This window comes from Emcibacter sp., assembly GCF_048269205.1.
In the GTDB taxonomy this organism is placed as follows: domain Bacteria; phylum Pseudomonadota; class Alphaproteobacteria; order Sphingomonadales; family Emcibacteraceae; genus Emcibacter.
This window is the reverse complement of the sequence record NZ_JBLXJC010000002.1, coordinates 617632-633283: the sequence shown is the minus strand read 5'-3', so window position 1 is coordinate 633283 and position 15652 is coordinate 617632. Positions and strand designations below refer to the sequence as shown.

The window sequence follows — 15652 nt, the reverse complement described above, 5'->3', positions numbered from 1 at the left end:
TCAGTCCGGATAATCCACTTTCACGAAGTAAAGTCCGTCCGGCGGGGCGTTAAAGCCCAGGGCGCTGCGGTCTGCCGCTTCAAGCGCATCTTTCATGTCATCGGGCGTCCATTTGCCCTTGCCCACATAATAGAGGCATCCGACCATGCTCCTCACCTGATGATGCAGGAAGGAACGAGCGGAACAGTCGATATAGACATGTTCCCCGGCTTCGATAACTTCCAGCGTATCCAGCGTCTTGACCGGGCTTTCCGACTGACACTGGACGCTGCGAAAGGTGGTGAAGTCATGTTTGCCGATCAGGTGGCTGGCCGCTTCCCGCATGGTATCAATATCCAGCTTCTCCCGCACCCGCCAGGCCCGGTGTTTCTGCAGGGTCAGCGGCGCTTCCCGGCAAATGATATGATAACGATAGTAGCGCTTGAGTGCCGAAAAGCGGGCATGGAAATCTTCCGGGGCTTTCTCTGCCGACAGGACGGCGACCGGGCCCCTGTTCAGGTGAAAGTTTATGCCGCTCATCACCTTGTAGGGATCATCATCGCGGGGCAGGTCCACATGGACCACCATGCCCAGGGCATGCACACCCGCATCGGTGCGCCCGGCGGCATAAAAGCGGTTTTCTTCCGGATCATAGTCGCGGCAGAATTTCTGTGTCGCTTCTTCCAGAAGGCCCTGCACCGAGGGACCATTGTCCTGATATTGCCAGCCGACAAGGCCGGTGCCGTCAAATTCAATGACCAGTTTATAGCGGGTGAGGACGGTCATGTGAGAACCGTTCCTTTGGGGATCGGGAAACCGCGCAGTAGGTCATTCGTTGTCATCGGCCCCTTTCCGGCCCGCTGGGCCTTCAGGATTTTCAAGGCGCCGGTGCCGCAAGCGACGGATAGGTGATCGGAAATGACTTCGCCGGGGGTGCCGCTGCCGTCGGTGACTTCCGCTTCCAGAAGCTTAAGTCTTTCGCCATCTACCTCGCACCAGGCGCCGGGAAAAGGGCTGAGCCCGTGGATATGATTACGGAGTTCTTCTGCCGGGCGGGTCCAGTCGATGCGGGCCTCGGCCTTGTCAATCTTTTTGGCGTAGGTGACGCCGTCCTCGCCCTGCGGGCGGGGACTGAGGCTTCCATCCGCGAGCCCCTCAAGAGCGGGAACAATTGCCTCGGCACCAAGGGCGGCAAGCTGGTCGTGCAGGCTGCCGGTGGTATCCTCCGGCTGGATGGGAAGGCGTTTCTCCAGCAGCACCGGACCTGTGTCCAGCCCTTCCTCCATCATCATGATATCGACACCGGTTTCTGTATCCCCGGCCATGACGGCCCGGTGTATGGGGGCGGCACCGCGCCAGCGGGGCAGCAGACTGGCATGCACATTTACGCATCCAAGCCGCGGGACCTCAAGGATGGCCTTGGGCAGCAACAGACCGTAAGCCACCACCACGGCGACATCCAGGTCAAGGGCTGCAAATTTCTGCTGTTCTTCTTCCGATTTCAGGCTTGTGGGGGTAAAGACGGGAATGCCCAGTTCCTCGGCAAATTTGTGAACCGGGGAGGGGCGTTCCTTCTTGCCGCGGCCCGAACGGCTTGGCGGCTGGCTGTAGGAGGCCACCACCTCATGTCCGGCCTCGATCAGGGCGCGCAGGGTGGGAACGGAAAAATCGGGGGTGCCCATAAAGGCAAGTCGGAGCGGCGTCGCCATGGGGATTTCCCCTTTCTGAAAAATCAAAGTGCGTGATCGCGCACCATTTTTTTGACCCTTTTGACGATCATATCCCGTTTCAGCCTGGACAGGTGGTCGACAAAGAGAATGCCGTTCAGGTGATCCATTTCGTGCTGGATACAGGTGGCCAGAAGGCCGGTGCAATGAATATCCTGTTCGGTGCCATTATAATCCAGGAACCGGACCTTGCATTCGGCGGGGCGTTCCACTTCCGCATATTGTTCGGGCACGGACAGGCAGCCCTCGTTATAGACGCCCATTTCTTCCGAGGTCCAATAGATGTCCGGGTTGATGAAATACTGCGGGTTGGGATCTTCGTCGTCCCGGGCCAGATCAATCACCAGAACCCGGATCGGGCGGCCCACCTGAATGGCGGCAAGACCGATGCCGGGCGCGTCATACATGGTGTCCAGCATGTCATCCATGAAAGAGCGCAGTTCGTCATCCACTTTCTCCACCGGCTCAGAGGTGAATTTCAGCATGGGATCGGGAACTGTTACAATTGGTAATATGGCCATCTTCACTATTCTTATCTTTAAATGTTCTATCTGGTAGGTAATATGTGAAAGACGCAACGTCAAGTGATAAGCAAAAGCGAAGGAAGTTCAGGGGTGGTCTTGACCGAAACACATCTTATTGCAGGAGGCGCAGGGCTTTTCTGCCTGTTAGCGGTGCTGATTGGCTTCTGGCTTGCCGGTCGTCGCACGGCGGCCCTGCAGGCGCAGCTTGCGCAGGAACGACAGAGGCAGCAGGAGGCCGAGGCTCGCGCCCAGGAATCTCTTATGCGCATGATGCAGTCCCAGTCGGCGCTGGAAGGACGGCTTGCACAGATCTCCGAAGCCGGCGCCAAGGGACAGGCGGAACTGACCCGGACGCTGGAGGAACGGCTCGACAAGGTCAGCCAGCGCATGGGCGAAAGCCTGGAGAAAACCAGCAAGAATACTACCGACAGCCTGAGTGATCTTAAAACCCGGCTCGCCGTCATCGACGAGGCCCAGAAGAATATCACCGAGCTTTCCGGCCAGATGGTCGGTCTGCAGGATATTCTTTCCAACAAGCAGGCCCGGGGCGCCTTCGGCGAGGTGCAGCTTAATGACCTGGTGACCGGCATTCTGCCGCCCAATGCCTATGGTTTCCAGGAAACGCTGAGTAACGGCAAGCGGGCTGACTGCCTGATTAAACTGCCCAACCCGCCGGGGTCCATCGTGGTCGATGCCAAATTTCCCCTGGAAAGCTATCACCTGCTGCGCAATGCGGACGGGGAAGCCCAGGTCAAACAGGCGGTGGCCGCCTTCCGCACCGCGATCCGCAAGCATGTGAAGGACATCTCGGAAAAATATATCCTCAACGGCGAGACGGCGGAATCAGCGCTCATGTTCCTGCCCAGCGAAGCCATCTATGCGGAACTGCACGCCACTTTCCCGGAACTTGTCGAAGAAAGCTACCGGGCCAAGGTCTGGATTGTCAGCCCGACCACCTTGATGGCGACGCTGAATACGGTGCGCGCGGTACTAAAAGACGCCCGCATGCGGGAACAGGCCGGGGTGATCCAGAAAGAGGTCACCACCCTGCTGACCGATGTGGATCGTCTCGATAAACGCGTCGACAATCTGCAGCGTCATTTTCAGCAGGCGGAAAAGGATATCGCCGATATTTCCACCTCGACCCGCAAGATCACCTCCCGCGCTGAAAAGATCGAATCCCTGCAATTGGAAGAAGGTGAGAGCGCCGAGGCAGTGCTGGAAACGGCAAATTCTCAACTGGATAAAGAATAAGTATATTCGAATACACTTTATTAACCTTTGGATTATATAACGGGTTTTGCGTCTGGTTCCCGTTTATCCGCAACCTGATTGTCACTGGTGAACCAGCCCCCCGTGTTACGTGACAATCACCCTGTCTGAGGCTTCTCCCCGTCCCCTGGGAGAGGCCTCTTTTTTTAGCCGGGACGTTAATCTTTGGCTTTCAGGCTGTCGATATTGGCTTCCCAGTTGGCGCCGTCAAAGTCACTGTAATTGATGCCCTCGACGGTGCTCATGTCCAGGCAGTTCACATTGACACTGTAGCCGTCCGGGTGGGAACGCGGGGTATAAAAGCTTTTCACCCCGCAGACGCTGCAGAAGGTATGTTTTGCGGTATGGGTATTGAAGCTGTAGGTGGTGATTCTATCAGCGCCGCTTTGGAGGGTGAAATTTTTCCCGGGCACGATAAGGTGCACAAAGCCGGTCATGGAACACATGGAGCAGTTACAGCGCACGGCATCAATGACCGCCGGGGCCTCAACTTCAAAACTGACCGCGCCGCAATGGCAGGAACCCTGGTGTTTCATAATTTATTCCTAGAAAGGCTGTCGTGAATTGAGGGCCGTGGTCAGGGTGCCGTCATCCAGATAATCCAGCTCTCCGCCCACCGGTACGCCGTGGGCGAGGCGCGAGACCGTGACCCCGCTGTTCTTCAGCCGGTCGGTGATGTAATGAGCTGTCGTCTGTCCGTCGACGGTCGCATTTGTGGCGACGATGATTTCTTTCACCGCCTCTTCCCCGGCCCGTTCGACCAGGCCGGATATATTGAGGTCGTCCGGGCCCACCCCGTCAAGGGCGGACAGGGTGCCGCCGATCACATGATAGAGGCCGCGATAGCTTCCGGCCCGTTCCAGGGCCCAGAGGTCAGCCACCTCTTCAATGACGCAGATGGTGCTCTGGTCCCTGCGTTCGTCTTCACAGATGTGACAGGGGTCGGAGACATCAAGATTGCCGCAGGTGGAGCAGGGATGGACATGTTCCGCGACGCTGGCCAGGCTGGACGCCAGCGGTTTCATCAACGTGTCCTTTTTCTTGACCAGTTGCAGGACCGCGCGGCGTGCGGAACGGGGACCAAAGCCGGGCAGCTTGCTGAGAAGCTGGATCAACTGGTCAAGTTCACTATTGGACGTGCGGCTGCGGTACACGATGAATCCTTCGGGCTATCCTTTGGGGTGGTCAGAAAGGCAGGTTGAAACCTTCGGGCAGTTGCAGGCCGCCGGTCAGTTTCTGCATTTCTTCCTGGGTGCGGACCTCCACCTTTGATTTGGCGTCGTTGCAGGCGGCCACGATCAGGTCCTCGACCACTTCCACGTCATCGCCGGTGAACAGGCTGGGATCGATCTTGACTTTTTTCACGTCGCTCTTGCCGTTGAGGGTCACGCTGACCAGGCCGCCGCCAGCCGTGCCGGTGACTTCCAGATCTTCCAGAGAGGCCTGCATTTCGGCCATTTTGCCCTGGATTTCCTGGGCCTGTTTCATCATTTTACCGAGGTTTTTCATTATCGCTCCTTGAGATAGTCCGGGCAGCTATTCCGGGATACGGCCTTTATGTAGGTTCTGGCGGCAGTTTCTTCAATCGTCTTTTCGCGAAAACGGATCAGAAATCGTCCGCATCCAGGCCAAATTCGTCGGCACTGACCATAAAGTCACCATTATCGACCAGGTCGCCGGAAAATGCTTCCGGCGAAAATTCCTCGATCTTTTTACGAATGTCGCTGATCTTTGCGCCTGGAAAAGTCTCGAGCACGGCTTTCACCAGCGGATTTGCCGACATGCGGGCCTGAAGCTTCTCCGCTTCCTCCTGTTCCTTGTGATAGAGGCTTTTTTCGCCGGTCTCGGAGGACAGGGAAATGACCCAGCGTTCACCGGTATATTCCCGTAATTTCTCGGACAGTTTTCCAATCAGGTCGCGGGGTGCCTTGTCATTGAGGCGGATATCCATCCGACCCCGGCTGAAGCTGACCTCGTGGCAGTTTTCCTTCAGGTGAAAGGCGATGCTCGCTTCGTGATGCTCTTCAAACAGCTTGACCACTTCCTCAAATGTATTGGGGGAGGGCAGGCCGGTTCCCTGATCAGGATGCGGATCAACGGCAAGCTGGGAGGATTGGCCCGTCGCCCCCTGAATCACCCGGAAGGCCTGGGGCGCACCGGACGGGGCCGTTCCCTGAATATGGCTGCTGCCTTGTGCTGTTGCACCGCCACCATTGCCGATCGGGGCCGCAGGTGCCGCACCGGCGGAAGCCGGATTGTCCTTCAGCTGTTTCACCAGATCGCCCGGTGTGGGCAGGTTGGCCACATGGGTGAGGCGTACCAGCACCATTTCCGCCGCCAGCAGCGGCGAGGGGGCGATGCGCACTTCTTCAAGGCCCTTGAGCAGCATCTGCCAGGCGCGGGTGAGTGCTGGAATGCCCAGCTTCTCCGCCATTTCCTTGCCCTGGGAGCGTTCCGCTTCGGACGTGACCACTTCCTCGCCGGCATCGGGCACCACCTTGAGACGGGTCAGCCAGTGGGTCAGTTCCAGCATGTCCTGGAAAATAACCACCGGATCGGCGCCGTGATCATACTGGTGACGCAGCAATTTCAGCGCGCCGGCGGCATCGCCCTTCATGCAGGCCTGGTAAAGGTCAAGCACCTGGGCCCGGTCGGCGAGACCAAGCATGTCGCGCACCTGTTCCTCGCTGACCTTGCCGGCGCCATGGGCAAAGGCCTGGTCCAGCAGGCTGAGACCGTCACGCACGGAACCCTCCGCGGCGCGGGCAATCATGCCGAGCGCAGTTTCTTCAATCTCGCAGCCTTCCTTTTCGGCGATGCGGCCGAAGTGGGCGGAAAGTTCCTCGATGGAGACCCGGCGCAGGTCAAAGCGCTGGCAGCGGCTGAGCACAGTTACGGGCACCTTGCGAATTTCGGTAGTGGCGAAGATGAACTTCACATGTTCCGGCGGCTCTTCCAGCGTTTTCAGCAGCGCGTTAAAGGCGTTGCGGGACAGCATGTGCACTTCGTCGATGATATAGATTTTATAGCGGGCATTGGTGCTGGCATAACGTACACCGTCGATGATTTCGCGGATATCGTCCACGCCGGTGCGGCTGGCCGCATCCATTTCCATCACATCCACATGGCGGCTTTCGGCAATGGCCTTGCAGTTTTCGCAATTCCCGCAGGGACTGATGGTGGGGCCGCCGTTCCCGTCCGGGCCTATGCAGTTAAGTGCCTTGGCGATGATGCGGGCGGTGGTGGTTTTACCGACACCGCGTACGCCGGTCAGGATAAAGGCGTGGGCCAGCCTGCCGGTTTCGATGGCATTGGACAGGGTGCGGACCATTGCCTCCTGGCCGATAAGCTCGTCAAAATTCGTCGGGCGATATTTGCGTGCAAGGACGCGGTATTCGGTAGTGTTGTCAGTTTCTGCCATGGACTCAATATATCATGTTCTCTGGTTCTACGGGATACTATATCGGCTCTGATGATCATTGCCACAGAAGAATTGAAGAACGGGGAATTTTGTCGGCAGGGAAGGAATGGTGAGAGACTGGACGACCCGGGATGTTTCGTTGCGGCTGCTCCCTTCCGGGCCTGACCGGGTTGGCGAAGATGCCCGTCCGCCAATCTCTCGGGGCCTATATGGTCTTTTTTCAGAACAAATTCAAGGGAAAAACAGACTCCATCTGTCCTCCCTGTATGGTATTGTCCGTGCCAAAGTGGCAGTCTGCCCGTATAAAAAGGAGATATTCATGTCGACACGTGCCCTCTACCAGGAGCCCTGCGCCTTTGCCGGCTTTCCCCTGGACCCGGCCGATCACCTGCGTAGCGACGCGAAATGGATCGGCGAGCGCCTTGGGGATCCGGGCAGTCTGTTTCTGGTTTTTCATAAGATGAAACCTTTGATGGATGTTTCGGACAGGACAAATCCGGTGCCCGGTTTCCTTGATCGTGCACAGATCCCGGATCAGGCGATGGAGACGGCGGTTTTCCTGGGGCTTCTGGAAGAAACAGCGATTTTTGCCGTAGACCTGGGCGAAAGCATTGCCGAGGGAGAGGCGACGGGGAATGGTGTAAAATTCATCGATCTTCGCAGTGTCGCCCTGCAGCTTTTTGAGGAAGAATTCTCGCCGTTGCCGGCCCTGTTGGGTAAGGCAAAGTCGCTGCTGGACTGGCACGCGCGGCACGGTTGCTGTGCGGTTTGCGGGGCCGCCACGGAAATAAGCACGGCCGGATATCTGAGGGAATGCCCGTCCTGCAAGGCCCAGCATTTTCCCCGCACCGACCCGGTGGTGATCATGCTGGTCCATAGGGGTGACAGAATGCTGATCGGGCGCAGTCCCGGCTGGCCCAAAGGCAATTATTCTGCACTTGCCGGTTTTGTGGAGCCGGGCGAGACCATCGAGGAAGCCTGCCGCCGGGAGGTGAAGGAGGAAACCGGGATCGAAATCGGACGGGTGGACTATATCAAGAGCCAGCCCTGGCCTTTCCCGTCGAGTCTGATGATCGGCCTGTTTGCCGAGGCGGAGACCGAGGACATCCGGCTTGATGAAAAGGAATTGGAGGAAGCCCGCTGGATCAACCGGGCCCAGGCGAAGATGCTCCTCCTGACCGGCGGTTCCGAGGATATTCGCCTGACCCCCTTTCATATTGCCATCGCCCGCCACCTGATCGAAAAATGGGTGGATATGGAAGAGTGACGTTCCGGCCTGTCAGGCGCGCCAGAAGGCCGGTGTAAAAATCACCATCACACTGAGGAATTCCAGCCGTCCGAGAATCATGCCGGCCACCATGATCCATTTGGCCGTATCGGACAGGCCTGCGAAATTGCCGGCCGGTCCGACCATGTCGCCAAGGCCAGGCCCCACATTGGCAATGGCTGTGGCGGCGCTGGAAATGCTGGTGATAAAATCCAGCCCTGTAAGGGACAACAGGAAGGTCATGATCAGCAGGCTGAGGAAATAGATGCTGAAATAGAGAATGACCCCGGCGATCACAGTTTCGTCCACCCGCTGATTGTTAAACAGATTGACCGAGATTTTTTTCGGCAGGTAGAGGGACTGCAGCATGTTGCTGAAATATTGTCCCATGATCTGGAAGCGGAAAATCTTGATACCGCCTGCGGTGGAGCCGCTGCAGCCACCAATGAAAGTCACCATGAACAGAAGGCCGACAGCCGGATGTCCCCACAGGCCGTAGTCTTCCAGGGCATAGCCGGTGGTGGTGATCAGGGACACCACATGGAAGGTTGCCGAGGTCAGGCTGTGACCGAAACCGCCATGCTGGCTCACCAGCAGATAGGCAGTGGTAAACAGGGACAGCAGGGCGACGAGGCTGAGGAAGCCTTTGATCTGTGACAGCGGCGGTTTCTTTTTGAAGGGTGACGATAAAAACAGATAGAAAGTAAAGGGCAGGGACCCCAGAATCATGAAACTGATGGCCACCCAGGATATGGCCACGCTGTCAAAATATCCCACCGAGCTGTTATAGGGGGAAAAGCCGCCGGTGGACAGGGTGGTCATGGCATGGTTCATGGCATCCAGAAATCCCATGCCGGAAAGCCGGTAAAAAAGAAAGCAGGCCACGGTCAAAAACACATACCAGAGCGCGATTTTTCCCATCAGTTTGTGGGTGCGTTCTGCCGGTTTTTCATGGGTGTCGGAGGATTCGATGCGGAACAGCTGCATGCCGGACACCTTGAGGAACGGCATCAGGATGATCACCATAAAGACCACGCCGATGCCGCCGATCCATTGCAGGATCGAGCGCCAGAGGATGATCCCCGGCGGCAGTTGTTCCAGATCGGTGAAAATGGTGGAACCGGTGGTGGTCAGCCCGGAGACCGTTTCGAAAAAAGCGTCCGTATAGCTCAGTCCCAGATCGGCCTGGGCCAGCGGCAGGGCGCCGAACAGGCAGCAGCTGATCCAGATCAGATTGGTCAGGATAAAACCCTGTTTCAGGCTCAACTGGATGATCTCGCCCCTGAAGGCGGCAATCATCAGGATGCCGCTGAGGGCGGTTAGTACAGCCGACAGGATAAAGGCCTGCCAGTCCGGGTTATGTTCCTCCAGATCCAGAAACAGGGGAATCAGCATGGTCAGGCTTAACGCCACAAGGAACTGCCCGGTGATATAGAGAAGGCTATGCAGTTTCATGGCGGAAGACGCCCCTTGTTGCAATATAGATACGCAAGCTCACTAATCCTTCCAGATGTTTCTGAGGAACAGGATGATAGCGACAAAAAAGGTGACCACGGCGGCCAGCACCACTTCCTGCAGGAAGCCTTCTCTGTGTTTTTCCAGCCAGCCGCTATCCACCAGACCGATCCATTCCAGGAAATGTTCCAGCCCGGCGGCCAGCGCATATTCCAGTTCAAAAGTGACCAGCGCCAGAAGGCAGGCACCCATGATGGCGAGGACAATGACAAACAGGACCTTGCGGATGTTGTGGGTCGAAAATTGCGGTTCCGTCATTTCCCATGTTCCTTGGTTTTCGGGCCGTGCCGCCGCAGGTTGATTTGAAGATGGGGCTCAAGGGGGTTGGTCATTATAGCTCCTTTGCCTGCAGGCGAAAACGGTCAATAAGCTCCGGCAGGATATTGCTGCCTTTTGCGTTCACATAAGCCAGGTAAACCTGCTGGCTGATCACCGGGGCGGCCTCGACGACGGAAAGCGCGCCGCGGTCAAGCTCCGCCCGGATCATGCTCTGGGGGAAATAGCCGTAACCGCCGTTTTCCTGCAGATATTGCAGGCCGTAGCTGGCGACACTGAAGGTCAGGCCCGCGAGCGCCAGAAAGGGATAATAATGATCCCGGCTGGCCCGGAATTCCTCGCCCCATTCGATATCGATATAGCGGGCGGCGAACTCTTCCGGCTGTTGCGGGTCGGGGACAGGGTCGCCTGGGCGGCCGACCAGAAGGAAATCCTCCTTGAAAAGCCTTTCCACCTTGATCTCCGGCAGGGACGGCGCGGTCAGCAGGACGGCCAGATCCAGCACCCCCTCTTTCATTTTGCGGATCATGTCGCCGGCAATACCGAAATGAAGATGAAAGGCCACGGCGGGGAATTGTTCCCGTACATCCTTGAGCCAGTTCATGGTCAGCGGGTGCCACAGGCTGGGCCGCACACCGATGCGGAAATAATCCTGATAACTTGTGGTGCTGGCCACCTTGTGCCGGGCCTTTTCCCAGAGCTGTACGAAGCTCTGGGCGTAGTCGCGGAAATTCTGCCCGGCGGCAGTCATGGTGGCGCCGGACTTGTTGCGCACGAACAGCGGTTTGCCCAGCTGCTCCTCCAGCGATTTGATGCGGGCGCTGACGGTGGACTGGGTGACACCCAGCCGTTCCGCGGCCTCCCGGAAGTTGCCGCAGTCGATGATCGCCAGAAATGTTTGGGCCAAAGTGACATCCATGGCGGCTTAAATACAATTAAAATGAATTCATGTCTATTTAAATTCGTTATTATTGATAATAAAAAGGTCAGTTATATGGCTTAATCGTTCTTTCAGGTCCGCTGAAGCACTTGACTTCCAGCCGTAAAACGGCCTAATAGGCCACTATATCCCGTAAAGGGAAAAGCCACCCGAATCATAGAAGACCAAAGCCAGAAGACCACAAAGGAAAGACCATGCCCGAGTATCGTTCAAAGACCTCCACCCACGGCCGCAATATGGCCGGTGCGCGCGCCCTGTGGCGGGCCACAGGCGTCAAGGACAAGGATTTCGGCAAACCGATCGTGGCGGTGGTCAACAGCTTTACCCAGTTCGTGCCGGGCCATGTGCATCTCAAGGACCTGGGCCAGATGGTGGCGCGGGAGATCGAGGCCAGCGGCGCCATCGCCAAGGAATTCAACACCATTGCTGTCGATGACGGTATTGCCATGGGCCATGACGGCATGCTCTACAGCCTGCCGAGCCGCGAGATCATCGCAGACTCCGTGGAATATATGGTGCAGGCCCATTGTGCCGACGCTATGGTCTGTATTTCCAACTGCGACAAGATCACCCCCGGCATGCTGATGGCGGCATTGCGCCTCAATATTCCGGCGATCTTTGTCTCCGGCGGCCCGATGGAGGCCGGCAAGACCGAAGGTATCAATCACGGCCTCGATCTGGTGGACGCCATCGTCATGGGCTCTGACCCCCAGGTCAGTGACGAGATGGTGGAGCAGGTCGAACGCAGCGCCTGCCCGACCTGTGGCTCCTGTTCCGGCATGTTCACCGCCAACAGCATGAACTGCCTGACCGAGGCGTTGGGGCTCAGCCTGCCGGGCAACGGCACCGCGCTGGCGACCCATGCGGACCGCAAGGACCTGTTCCTGGAGGCGGCGCGCCGGATCGTGGAAAACTGCAAGAAATATTATCTGGAAAATGATGAAAGCGTGCTGCCGCGCTCGGTGGCCAATTTCAATGCGTTCGAGAACGCCATGACCCTGGATATCGCCATGGGCGGCTCTACAAATACCGTATTGCATATCCTGGCCGCTGCGCAGGAAGGCGAGATCGATTTCACCATGACCGATATCGACCGGCTCAGCCGCAAGGTGCCCAATATCTGCAAGGTGGCGCCCATGAGCCAGGATTATCATATGGAGGATGTGCACCGGGCCGGCGGGATTATGGCTATTCTTGGCGAGCTTGCCCGGGGCGGCCTGATCCATCGCGACAGCCCGACCGTTTATGCGGACAGCCTGGGCGAGGCCATTGACTATTTTGATGTCATGACGTCAAAAGACGACAAGGTGAAGGAATTTTTCCGCGCCGCCCCGGGTGGGATGCCGACCCAGGTGGCCTTCTCCCAGAGCAAGCGTTATGAGGCGCTGGACACGGACCGTGAAGGCGGCTGTATCCGTAATGTGGAACATGCCTTCAGCAAGGACGGCGGTCTGGCTGTGCTCAGGGGCAACCTGGCGCTGGACGGCTGCATTGTGAAGACGGCCGGTGTGGATGAAAGCATTTTGAAATTCAGCGGCCCGGCCCGCATCTTTGAAAGTCAGGATTCTGCGGTGGAGGCCATCACCGGCGGCAGGATTGTCGAGGGCGATGTTGTCATCATCCGTTATGAAGGTCCCAAAGGCGGGCCCGGCATGCAGGAAATGCTGTATCCCACGTCATTCCTTAAATCCATGGGACTCGGCAAGGCCTGCGCCCTGATTACCGACGGGCGTTTTTCCGGCGGCACCTCAGGCCTCAGCATCGGCCATGTGAGCCCGGAAGCGGCCTCAGGCGGCACCATCGGTCTGGTGGAAGAAGGTGATATGATCGATATCGATATCCCCGGCCGCAGCATCAGTGTGCGCCTTTCCGAAGATGAACTGGCGAAACGGCGGGCGGCTATGGAAGCGAAAGGCGAAAAGGCCTGGCAGCCGGCCGAGGCCCGCACGCGGGTGGTCAGTCAGGCACTGCAGGCCTATGCCCTGATGGCGACTTCAGCGGACAAGGGTGCCGTTCGGGATATTACCGGTCTTTCCCGGAAGTAAGCTTAGGCCCGGAAGTAAGCTCAGGCCCAGAAACAGGCTCAGCTGTATTTTTTTTGCTGCTCGATGCGATAATCGGCCTGCGGGTAAGTGCCGAGGATGCGGACTTCATTTGTGAAGAAGTCCAGCTCTTCCATAGCCAGCTTGACGCTCGGGTCTTCGGGGTGGCCCTCTATATCCGCATAAAACTGAGTGGCGTTGAATGTGCCTTCCAGCTGATAGCTTTCCAGTTTGGTGATGTTGATGCCGTTGGTGGCAAAGCCTCCCAGCGCCTTGTAGAGTGATGCCGGCACGTTGCGGGTCTGGAAGATGAAGGTGGTGACGCAGGGGAGGTCCAGCGGCGCGACCTTGTTTTCCCGACTGAGAATCAGAAAGCGGGTGGTATTGTGATCCGCATCCTCAATGCCTTGTTTCAGGCTTTCAAGGCCGTAAATTTCTCCGGCCAGGGAAGAGGCGATTGCGGCCATGCCCGGATCCTTGATCTGGGCCAGCAGCTTGGCGGCCCCGGCCGTATCCGTATAGGTTTCAGCTTTCAGGCCCCATTTGGAAATATGTTCCCGGCACTGACCCAGCGCCTGCTCGTGGCTGCGCACCAGGTCCAGGTCTTCCATTTTCGTTCCCGGCAGGACCAGAAGGTGATGATTGACCCGCTGGAAATGCTCTCCCACGATATGGAGGTTTTTGTGCGGCATAAGCTGGTGGATGTCGGCCACCCGTCCGGCCACCGAATTTTCGATGGGGATCATGGCATATTCCGCACGCTTTTCTTCCACGGCGGCAAAGGCGGCTTCAAATGTGGCGCAGGGCAGGGCTTCACGATCCGGAAAAACCGTCCGGCAGGCCAGATGGGAATAGGCACCGGGTTCTCCCTGAAAGGCGATCATATTGGTTGAAGTACTGCTTGTCTGCTCTGTGGTGGCCATTTGTGGTCCCTGTCTGTCTTCCTGACGAATTATTCTCTTAATTGTGGCTTTGACCTGCGTTGCTACAGGATCATTCAGATAGACTACATATCGGGCGTATTTTGCAACAAGAATCTCTTGTCACTAAATAAAAACATCTGTACAAGAACATCCTAGAGGGTGGAATTGGCCACATATTCTGTTGTTTCCCTCAGATATCGCCAGTTTCCGGGTATTTGGAATTAATAACCACGGGGAAGAGCTTTGGATTCCTTTGAGTTGAACAAAATTGCACTGGCTGTGTTGCTTACACTGTTGGTGGTCATCGGTATTAACAATCTCGGCGACATTATTTTCCATGAGGAAACGCTGGAAGCGAATGCTTATCCGATCGAAGTTGAAATGGCTGCTGCCGATGCGGGCGCTGCTGCCGAGGTAGAAGAAAAGGGACCGACCCTGGCTGCCCTGCTTCAGGACGTCAGCGCAGAAGACGGTGAAAAAGTCTTCAAGAAATGTAAAGCCTGTCACACCGCGGATGAAGGCGGCAAGAACGGTACAGGTCCGAACCTGTGGAACATTGTCGGCCGCGAGAAGGCCTCGGTTGCCGGCTTCGGTTATTCCGACGCCCTGGTCGCCAAAGGCGGTGCCTGGACATATGAAGACCTTGACCACTTCCTGACCAAGCCGAAAGATTTTGTGCCTGGCACCAAGATGGCCTTTGCCGGTCTGAAAAAAGCTGAAGATCGCGCCGAACTGATCCTGTATCTGCGTTCCCTCAGTGCAAGCCCGATGGGTCTGCCGGCTGTTGAAGAAGTTACAGAGGCTGTAGAAGCCGCCGTGGAAGGTGAAGTCCAGTAAGGATTTTCCGATAATTAGTTGAAAAGCCGCCTGTTTTCAGGCGGCTTTTTTTATGCCGTCGGGGATGGTTTTTCCGGTCTTCTGATGCAGCTGAGCGGCGGCTTGTCGGTCTGGAAGCTGACGATGTTGATCACGTCTTTCAGCGGATCGATGCTGACCCGCATGTGATGGGCATTGGCATGCAGAAGATGCATATCGTCGAGCATGAACCCCACATGTCCCGGGAAAAAGGCGACGTCACCCCGCTGCGGGATGTCATCATCGTCAAGCACCCTGCCGATGCAGGATTCCTGCTGGTCGCTGTCCCTGGGCATGAAGACACCTGTTGTTGCAAAGGAAAGCTGGATCAGGGCTGAACAGTCCAGTCCGGCGCAGCTCTTTCCGCCCCACAGATAGGGCGCATAAAGAAGCTTCAGGGCTTCGGCGACCGGGTCGGTGCCATAGTGATTGCTGATATGGGTGGCGTAAATCCAGTTGCCGTCCACAAGCTGGACAAAGCCCTTGTTCTGGGCGGGGTTGGCAACACAGACTTCGGACATCTGGAAAATATGATGCAGGGGCTCGCTCTTCGGGTCCGGTTCCGCATAGATGTGGGTGCTGAGGGCCTCCACATGATGGGTACTGTCGTAAATGTCCGGGCTCAGGCAATCGAGAGGGCAATATCCCACATAGTTGTCACGGGCCGCCTGTCCCCAGGCCCAGCCGTCCTTTTCCTCATAAACCGTGAAAATCTCACCATAAAGCAACTGGCTGACCAACGGCGTATGCCTGTCGGGAATGCCGTATAGGGGGGCAAGGCCGCGGGCCACCTGATATGTGGCTCCGGGGACATATTTTTCGGCCTGAACAGTATCTTTCAGGAAGTCGGCAGCAATATCCTTGCGGCAGGGAGTAATTCTGGAGTCAGGTGTCTCTTGCGACATAACTGT

General features: G+C 57.1%; 16 protein-coding genes and 1 other RNA gene. 4 read left to right on the top strand and 13 right to left on the bottom strand.

Annotated features, from left to right (window positions below):
• The 3 genes from truA to def are packed head-to-tail and all read right to left on the bottom strand — an operon-like array spanning position 1 to position 2227.
• Positions 1–765 carry a tRNA pseudouridine(38-40) synthase TruA gene (gene truA / locus ACN0YD_RS11810; RefSeq protein WP_417320006.1) on the bottom strand — a complete coding sequence of 255 codons (765 nt, stop codon included), beginning with the start codon at positions 763–765 and terminating at the stop codon, positions 1–3.
• On the bottom strand, positions 762–1688 hold the full coding sequence (gene fmt / locus ACN0YD_RS11805; protein WP_417320004.1) for a methionyl-tRNA formyltransferase: 927 nt from the start codon (positions 1686–1688) through the stop codon (positions 762–764). The genes truA and fmt overlap by 4 nt, the downstream gene beginning before the upstream one ends.
• 23 nt (positions 1689–1711) lie before the next feature.
• Positions 1712–2227 (bottom strand): peptide deformylase, encoded by a 516-nt coding sequence (gene def / locus ACN0YD_RS11800; protein ID WP_417320002.1) that lies wholly within the window; start codon positions 2225–2227, stop codon positions 1712–1714.
• 99 nt (positions 2228–2326) lie between these two features.
• Here def and ACN0YD_RS11795 point away from each other — a divergent pair, with 99 nt between their 5' ends.
• Positions 2327–3484 (top strand): DNA recombination protein RmuC, encoded by a 1158-nt coding sequence (locus ACN0YD_RS11795; RefSeq protein WP_417320000.1) that lies wholly within the window; start codon positions 2327–2329, stop codon positions 3482–3484.
• 176 nt (positions 3485–3660) lie between these two features.
• On the opposite strand, the gene ACN0YD_RS11790 is transcribed toward ACN0YD_RS11795, so the two are convergent.
• From ACN0YD_RS11790 to ffs, 5 genes are all read right to left on the bottom strand, one after another.
• Entirely contained in the window at positions 3661–4038 is a 378-nt protein-coding gene (locus ACN0YD_RS11790) for a GFA family protein (protein WP_417319998.1), read from the bottom strand.
• 9 nt (positions 4039–4047) lie between these two features.
• Positions 4048–4656 carry a recombination mediator RecR gene (gene recR / locus ACN0YD_RS11785; RefSeq protein ID WP_417319996.1) on the bottom strand — a complete coding sequence of 203 codons (609 nt, stop codon included), beginning with the start codon at positions 4654–4656 and terminating at the stop codon, positions 4048–4050.
• A 31-nt stretch (positions 4657–4687) separates the two neighbouring features.
• Positions 4688–5011 (bottom strand): YbaB/EbfC family nucleoid-associated protein, encoded by a 324-nt coding sequence (locus tag ACN0YD_RS11780; RefSeq protein ID WP_417319994.1) that lies wholly within the window; start codon positions 5009–5011, stop codon positions 4688–4690.
• 97 nt (positions 5012–5108) lie between these two features.
• Complete coding sequence (locus ACN0YD_RS11775; RefSeq protein WP_417319992.1) at positions 5109–6923, bottom strand: DNA polymerase III subunit gamma/tau; 1815 nt, start codon at positions 6921–6923, stop codon at positions 5109–5111.
• Positions 6924–7028: 105 nt separating this feature from the next.
• Positions 7029–7124, bottom strand: an RNA gene (gene ffs, locus ACN0YD_RS11770) — signal recognition particle sRNA small type.
• Positions 7125–7242: 118 nt separating this feature from the next.
• Between ffs and nudC the strand changes: the two genes are divergently transcribed.
• The gene (nudC, locus tag ACN0YD_RS11765) at positions 7243–8190 is read left to right on the top strand and encodes an NAD(+) diphosphatase (protein WP_417319990.1); all 948 of its coding nucleotides are present in this window, start codon (positions 7243–7245) and stop codon (positions 8188–8190) included.
• A gap of 12 nt (positions 8191–8202) precedes the next feature.
• On the opposite strand, the gene ACN0YD_RS11760 is transcribed toward nudC, so the two are convergent.
• The 3 genes from ACN0YD_RS11760 to ACN0YD_RS11750 all read right to left on the bottom strand — a co-directional run bounded on the left by ACN0YD_RS11760 (position 8203) and on the right by ACN0YD_RS11750 (position 10888).
• Positions 8203–9645, bottom strand: a complete 1443-nt coding sequence (locus ACN0YD_RS11760) for a TrkH family potassium uptake protein (protein ID WP_417319988.1) — start codon at positions 9643–9645, stop codon at positions 8203–8205.
• 42 nt (positions 9646–9687) lie between these two features.
• On the bottom strand, positions 9688–9963 hold the full coding sequence (locus tag ACN0YD_RS11755) for a hypothetical protein (protein ID WP_417319986.1): 276 nt from the start codon (positions 9961–9963) through the stop codon (positions 9688–9690).
• A 73-nt stretch (positions 9964–10036) separates the two neighbouring features.
• Positions 10037–10888, bottom strand: coding sequence for a LysR family transcriptional regulator (locus tag ACN0YD_RS11750; RefSeq protein ID WP_417319984.1), 852 nt, complete (start codon positions 10886–10888; stop codon positions 10037–10039).
• Positions 10889–11115: 227 nt separating this feature from the next.
• Between ACN0YD_RS11750 and ilvD the strand changes: the two genes are divergently transcribed.
• Positions 11116–12966 carry a dihydroxy-acid dehydratase gene (gene ilvD / locus ACN0YD_RS11745; RefSeq protein ID WP_417319982.1) on the top strand — a complete coding sequence of 617 codons (1851 nt, stop codon included), beginning with the start codon at positions 11116–11118 and terminating at the stop codon, positions 12964–12966.
• Positions 12967–13004: 38 nt separating this feature from the next.
• Here the strand turns inward: ilvD and ACN0YD_RS11740 are convergent, their stop codons facing one another.
• Positions 13005–13886 (bottom strand): prephenate dehydratase, encoded by an 882-nt coding sequence (locus ACN0YD_RS11740; protein WP_417319980.1) that lies wholly within the window; start codon positions 13884–13886, stop codon positions 13005–13007.
• 258 nt (positions 13887–14144) lie between these two features.
• On the opposite strand from ACN0YD_RS11740, the gene ACN0YD_RS11735 reads away from it, so the two are divergent.
• A complete protein-coding gene (locus ACN0YD_RS11735) occupies positions 14145–14723 on the top strand; it encodes a c-type cytochrome (RefSeq protein WP_417319978.1) in 579 nt (192 codons plus the stop codon).
• Positions 14724–14773: 50 nt separating this feature from the next.
• On the opposite strand, the gene ACN0YD_RS11730 is transcribed toward ACN0YD_RS11735, so the two are convergent.
• A complete protein-coding gene (locus ACN0YD_RS11730) occupies positions 14774–15646 on the bottom strand; it encodes an NlpC/P60 family protein (protein ID WP_417319976.1) in 873 nt (290 codons plus the stop codon).
• Positions 15647–15652 lie beyond the last annotated feature (6 nt).

Bases quoted from the DNA above. Each gene is read 5' to 3' on its own strand.
- truA (WP_417320006.1), bottom strand. From the start codon at position 765: ATGACCGTCCTCACCCGCTATAAACTGGTCATTGAATTTGACGGCACC.
- fmt (WP_417320004.1), bottom strand. From the start codon at position 1,688: ATGGCGACGCCGCTCCGACTTGCCTTTATGGGCACCCCCGATTTTTCC.
- def (WP_417320002.1), bottom strand. From the start codon at position 2,227: ATGGCCATATTACCAATTGTAACAGTTCCCGATCCCATGCTGAAATTC.
- ACN0YD_RS11790 (WP_417319998.1), bottom strand. From the start codon at position 4,038: ATGAAACACCAGGGTTCCTGCCATTGCGGCGCGGTCAGTTTTGAAGTT.
- ACN0YD_RS11780 (WP_417319994.1), bottom strand. From the start codon at position 5,011: ATGAAAAACCTCGGTAAAATGATGAAACAGGCCCAGGAAATCCAGGGC.
- ACN0YD_RS11775 (WP_417319992.1), bottom strand. From the start codon at position 6,923: ATGGCAGAAACTGACAACACTACCGAATACCGCGTCCTTGCACGCAAA.
- nudC (WP_417319990.1), top strand. From the start codon at position 7,243: ATGTCGACACGTGCCCTCTACCAGGAGCCCTGCGCCTTTGCCGGCTTT.
- ACN0YD_RS11760 (WP_417319988.1), bottom strand. From the start codon at position 9,645: ATGAAACTGCATAGCCTTCTCTATATCACCGGGCAGTTCCTTGTGGCG.
- ACN0YD_RS11755 (WP_417319986.1), bottom strand. From the start codon at position 9,963: ATGACGGAACCGCAATTTTCGACCCACAACATCCGCAAGGTCCTGTTT.
- ilvD (WP_417319982.1), top strand. From the start codon at position 11,116: ATGCCCGAGTATCGTTCAAAGACCTCCACCCACGGCCGCAATATGGCC.
- ACN0YD_RS11740 (WP_417319980.1), bottom strand. From the start codon at position 13,886: ATGGCCACCACAGAGCAGACAAGCAGTACTTCAACCAATATGATCGCC.
- ACN0YD_RS11730 (WP_417319976.1), bottom strand. From the start codon at position 15,646: ATGTCGCAAGAGACACCTGACTCCAGAATTACTCCCTGCCGCAAGGAT.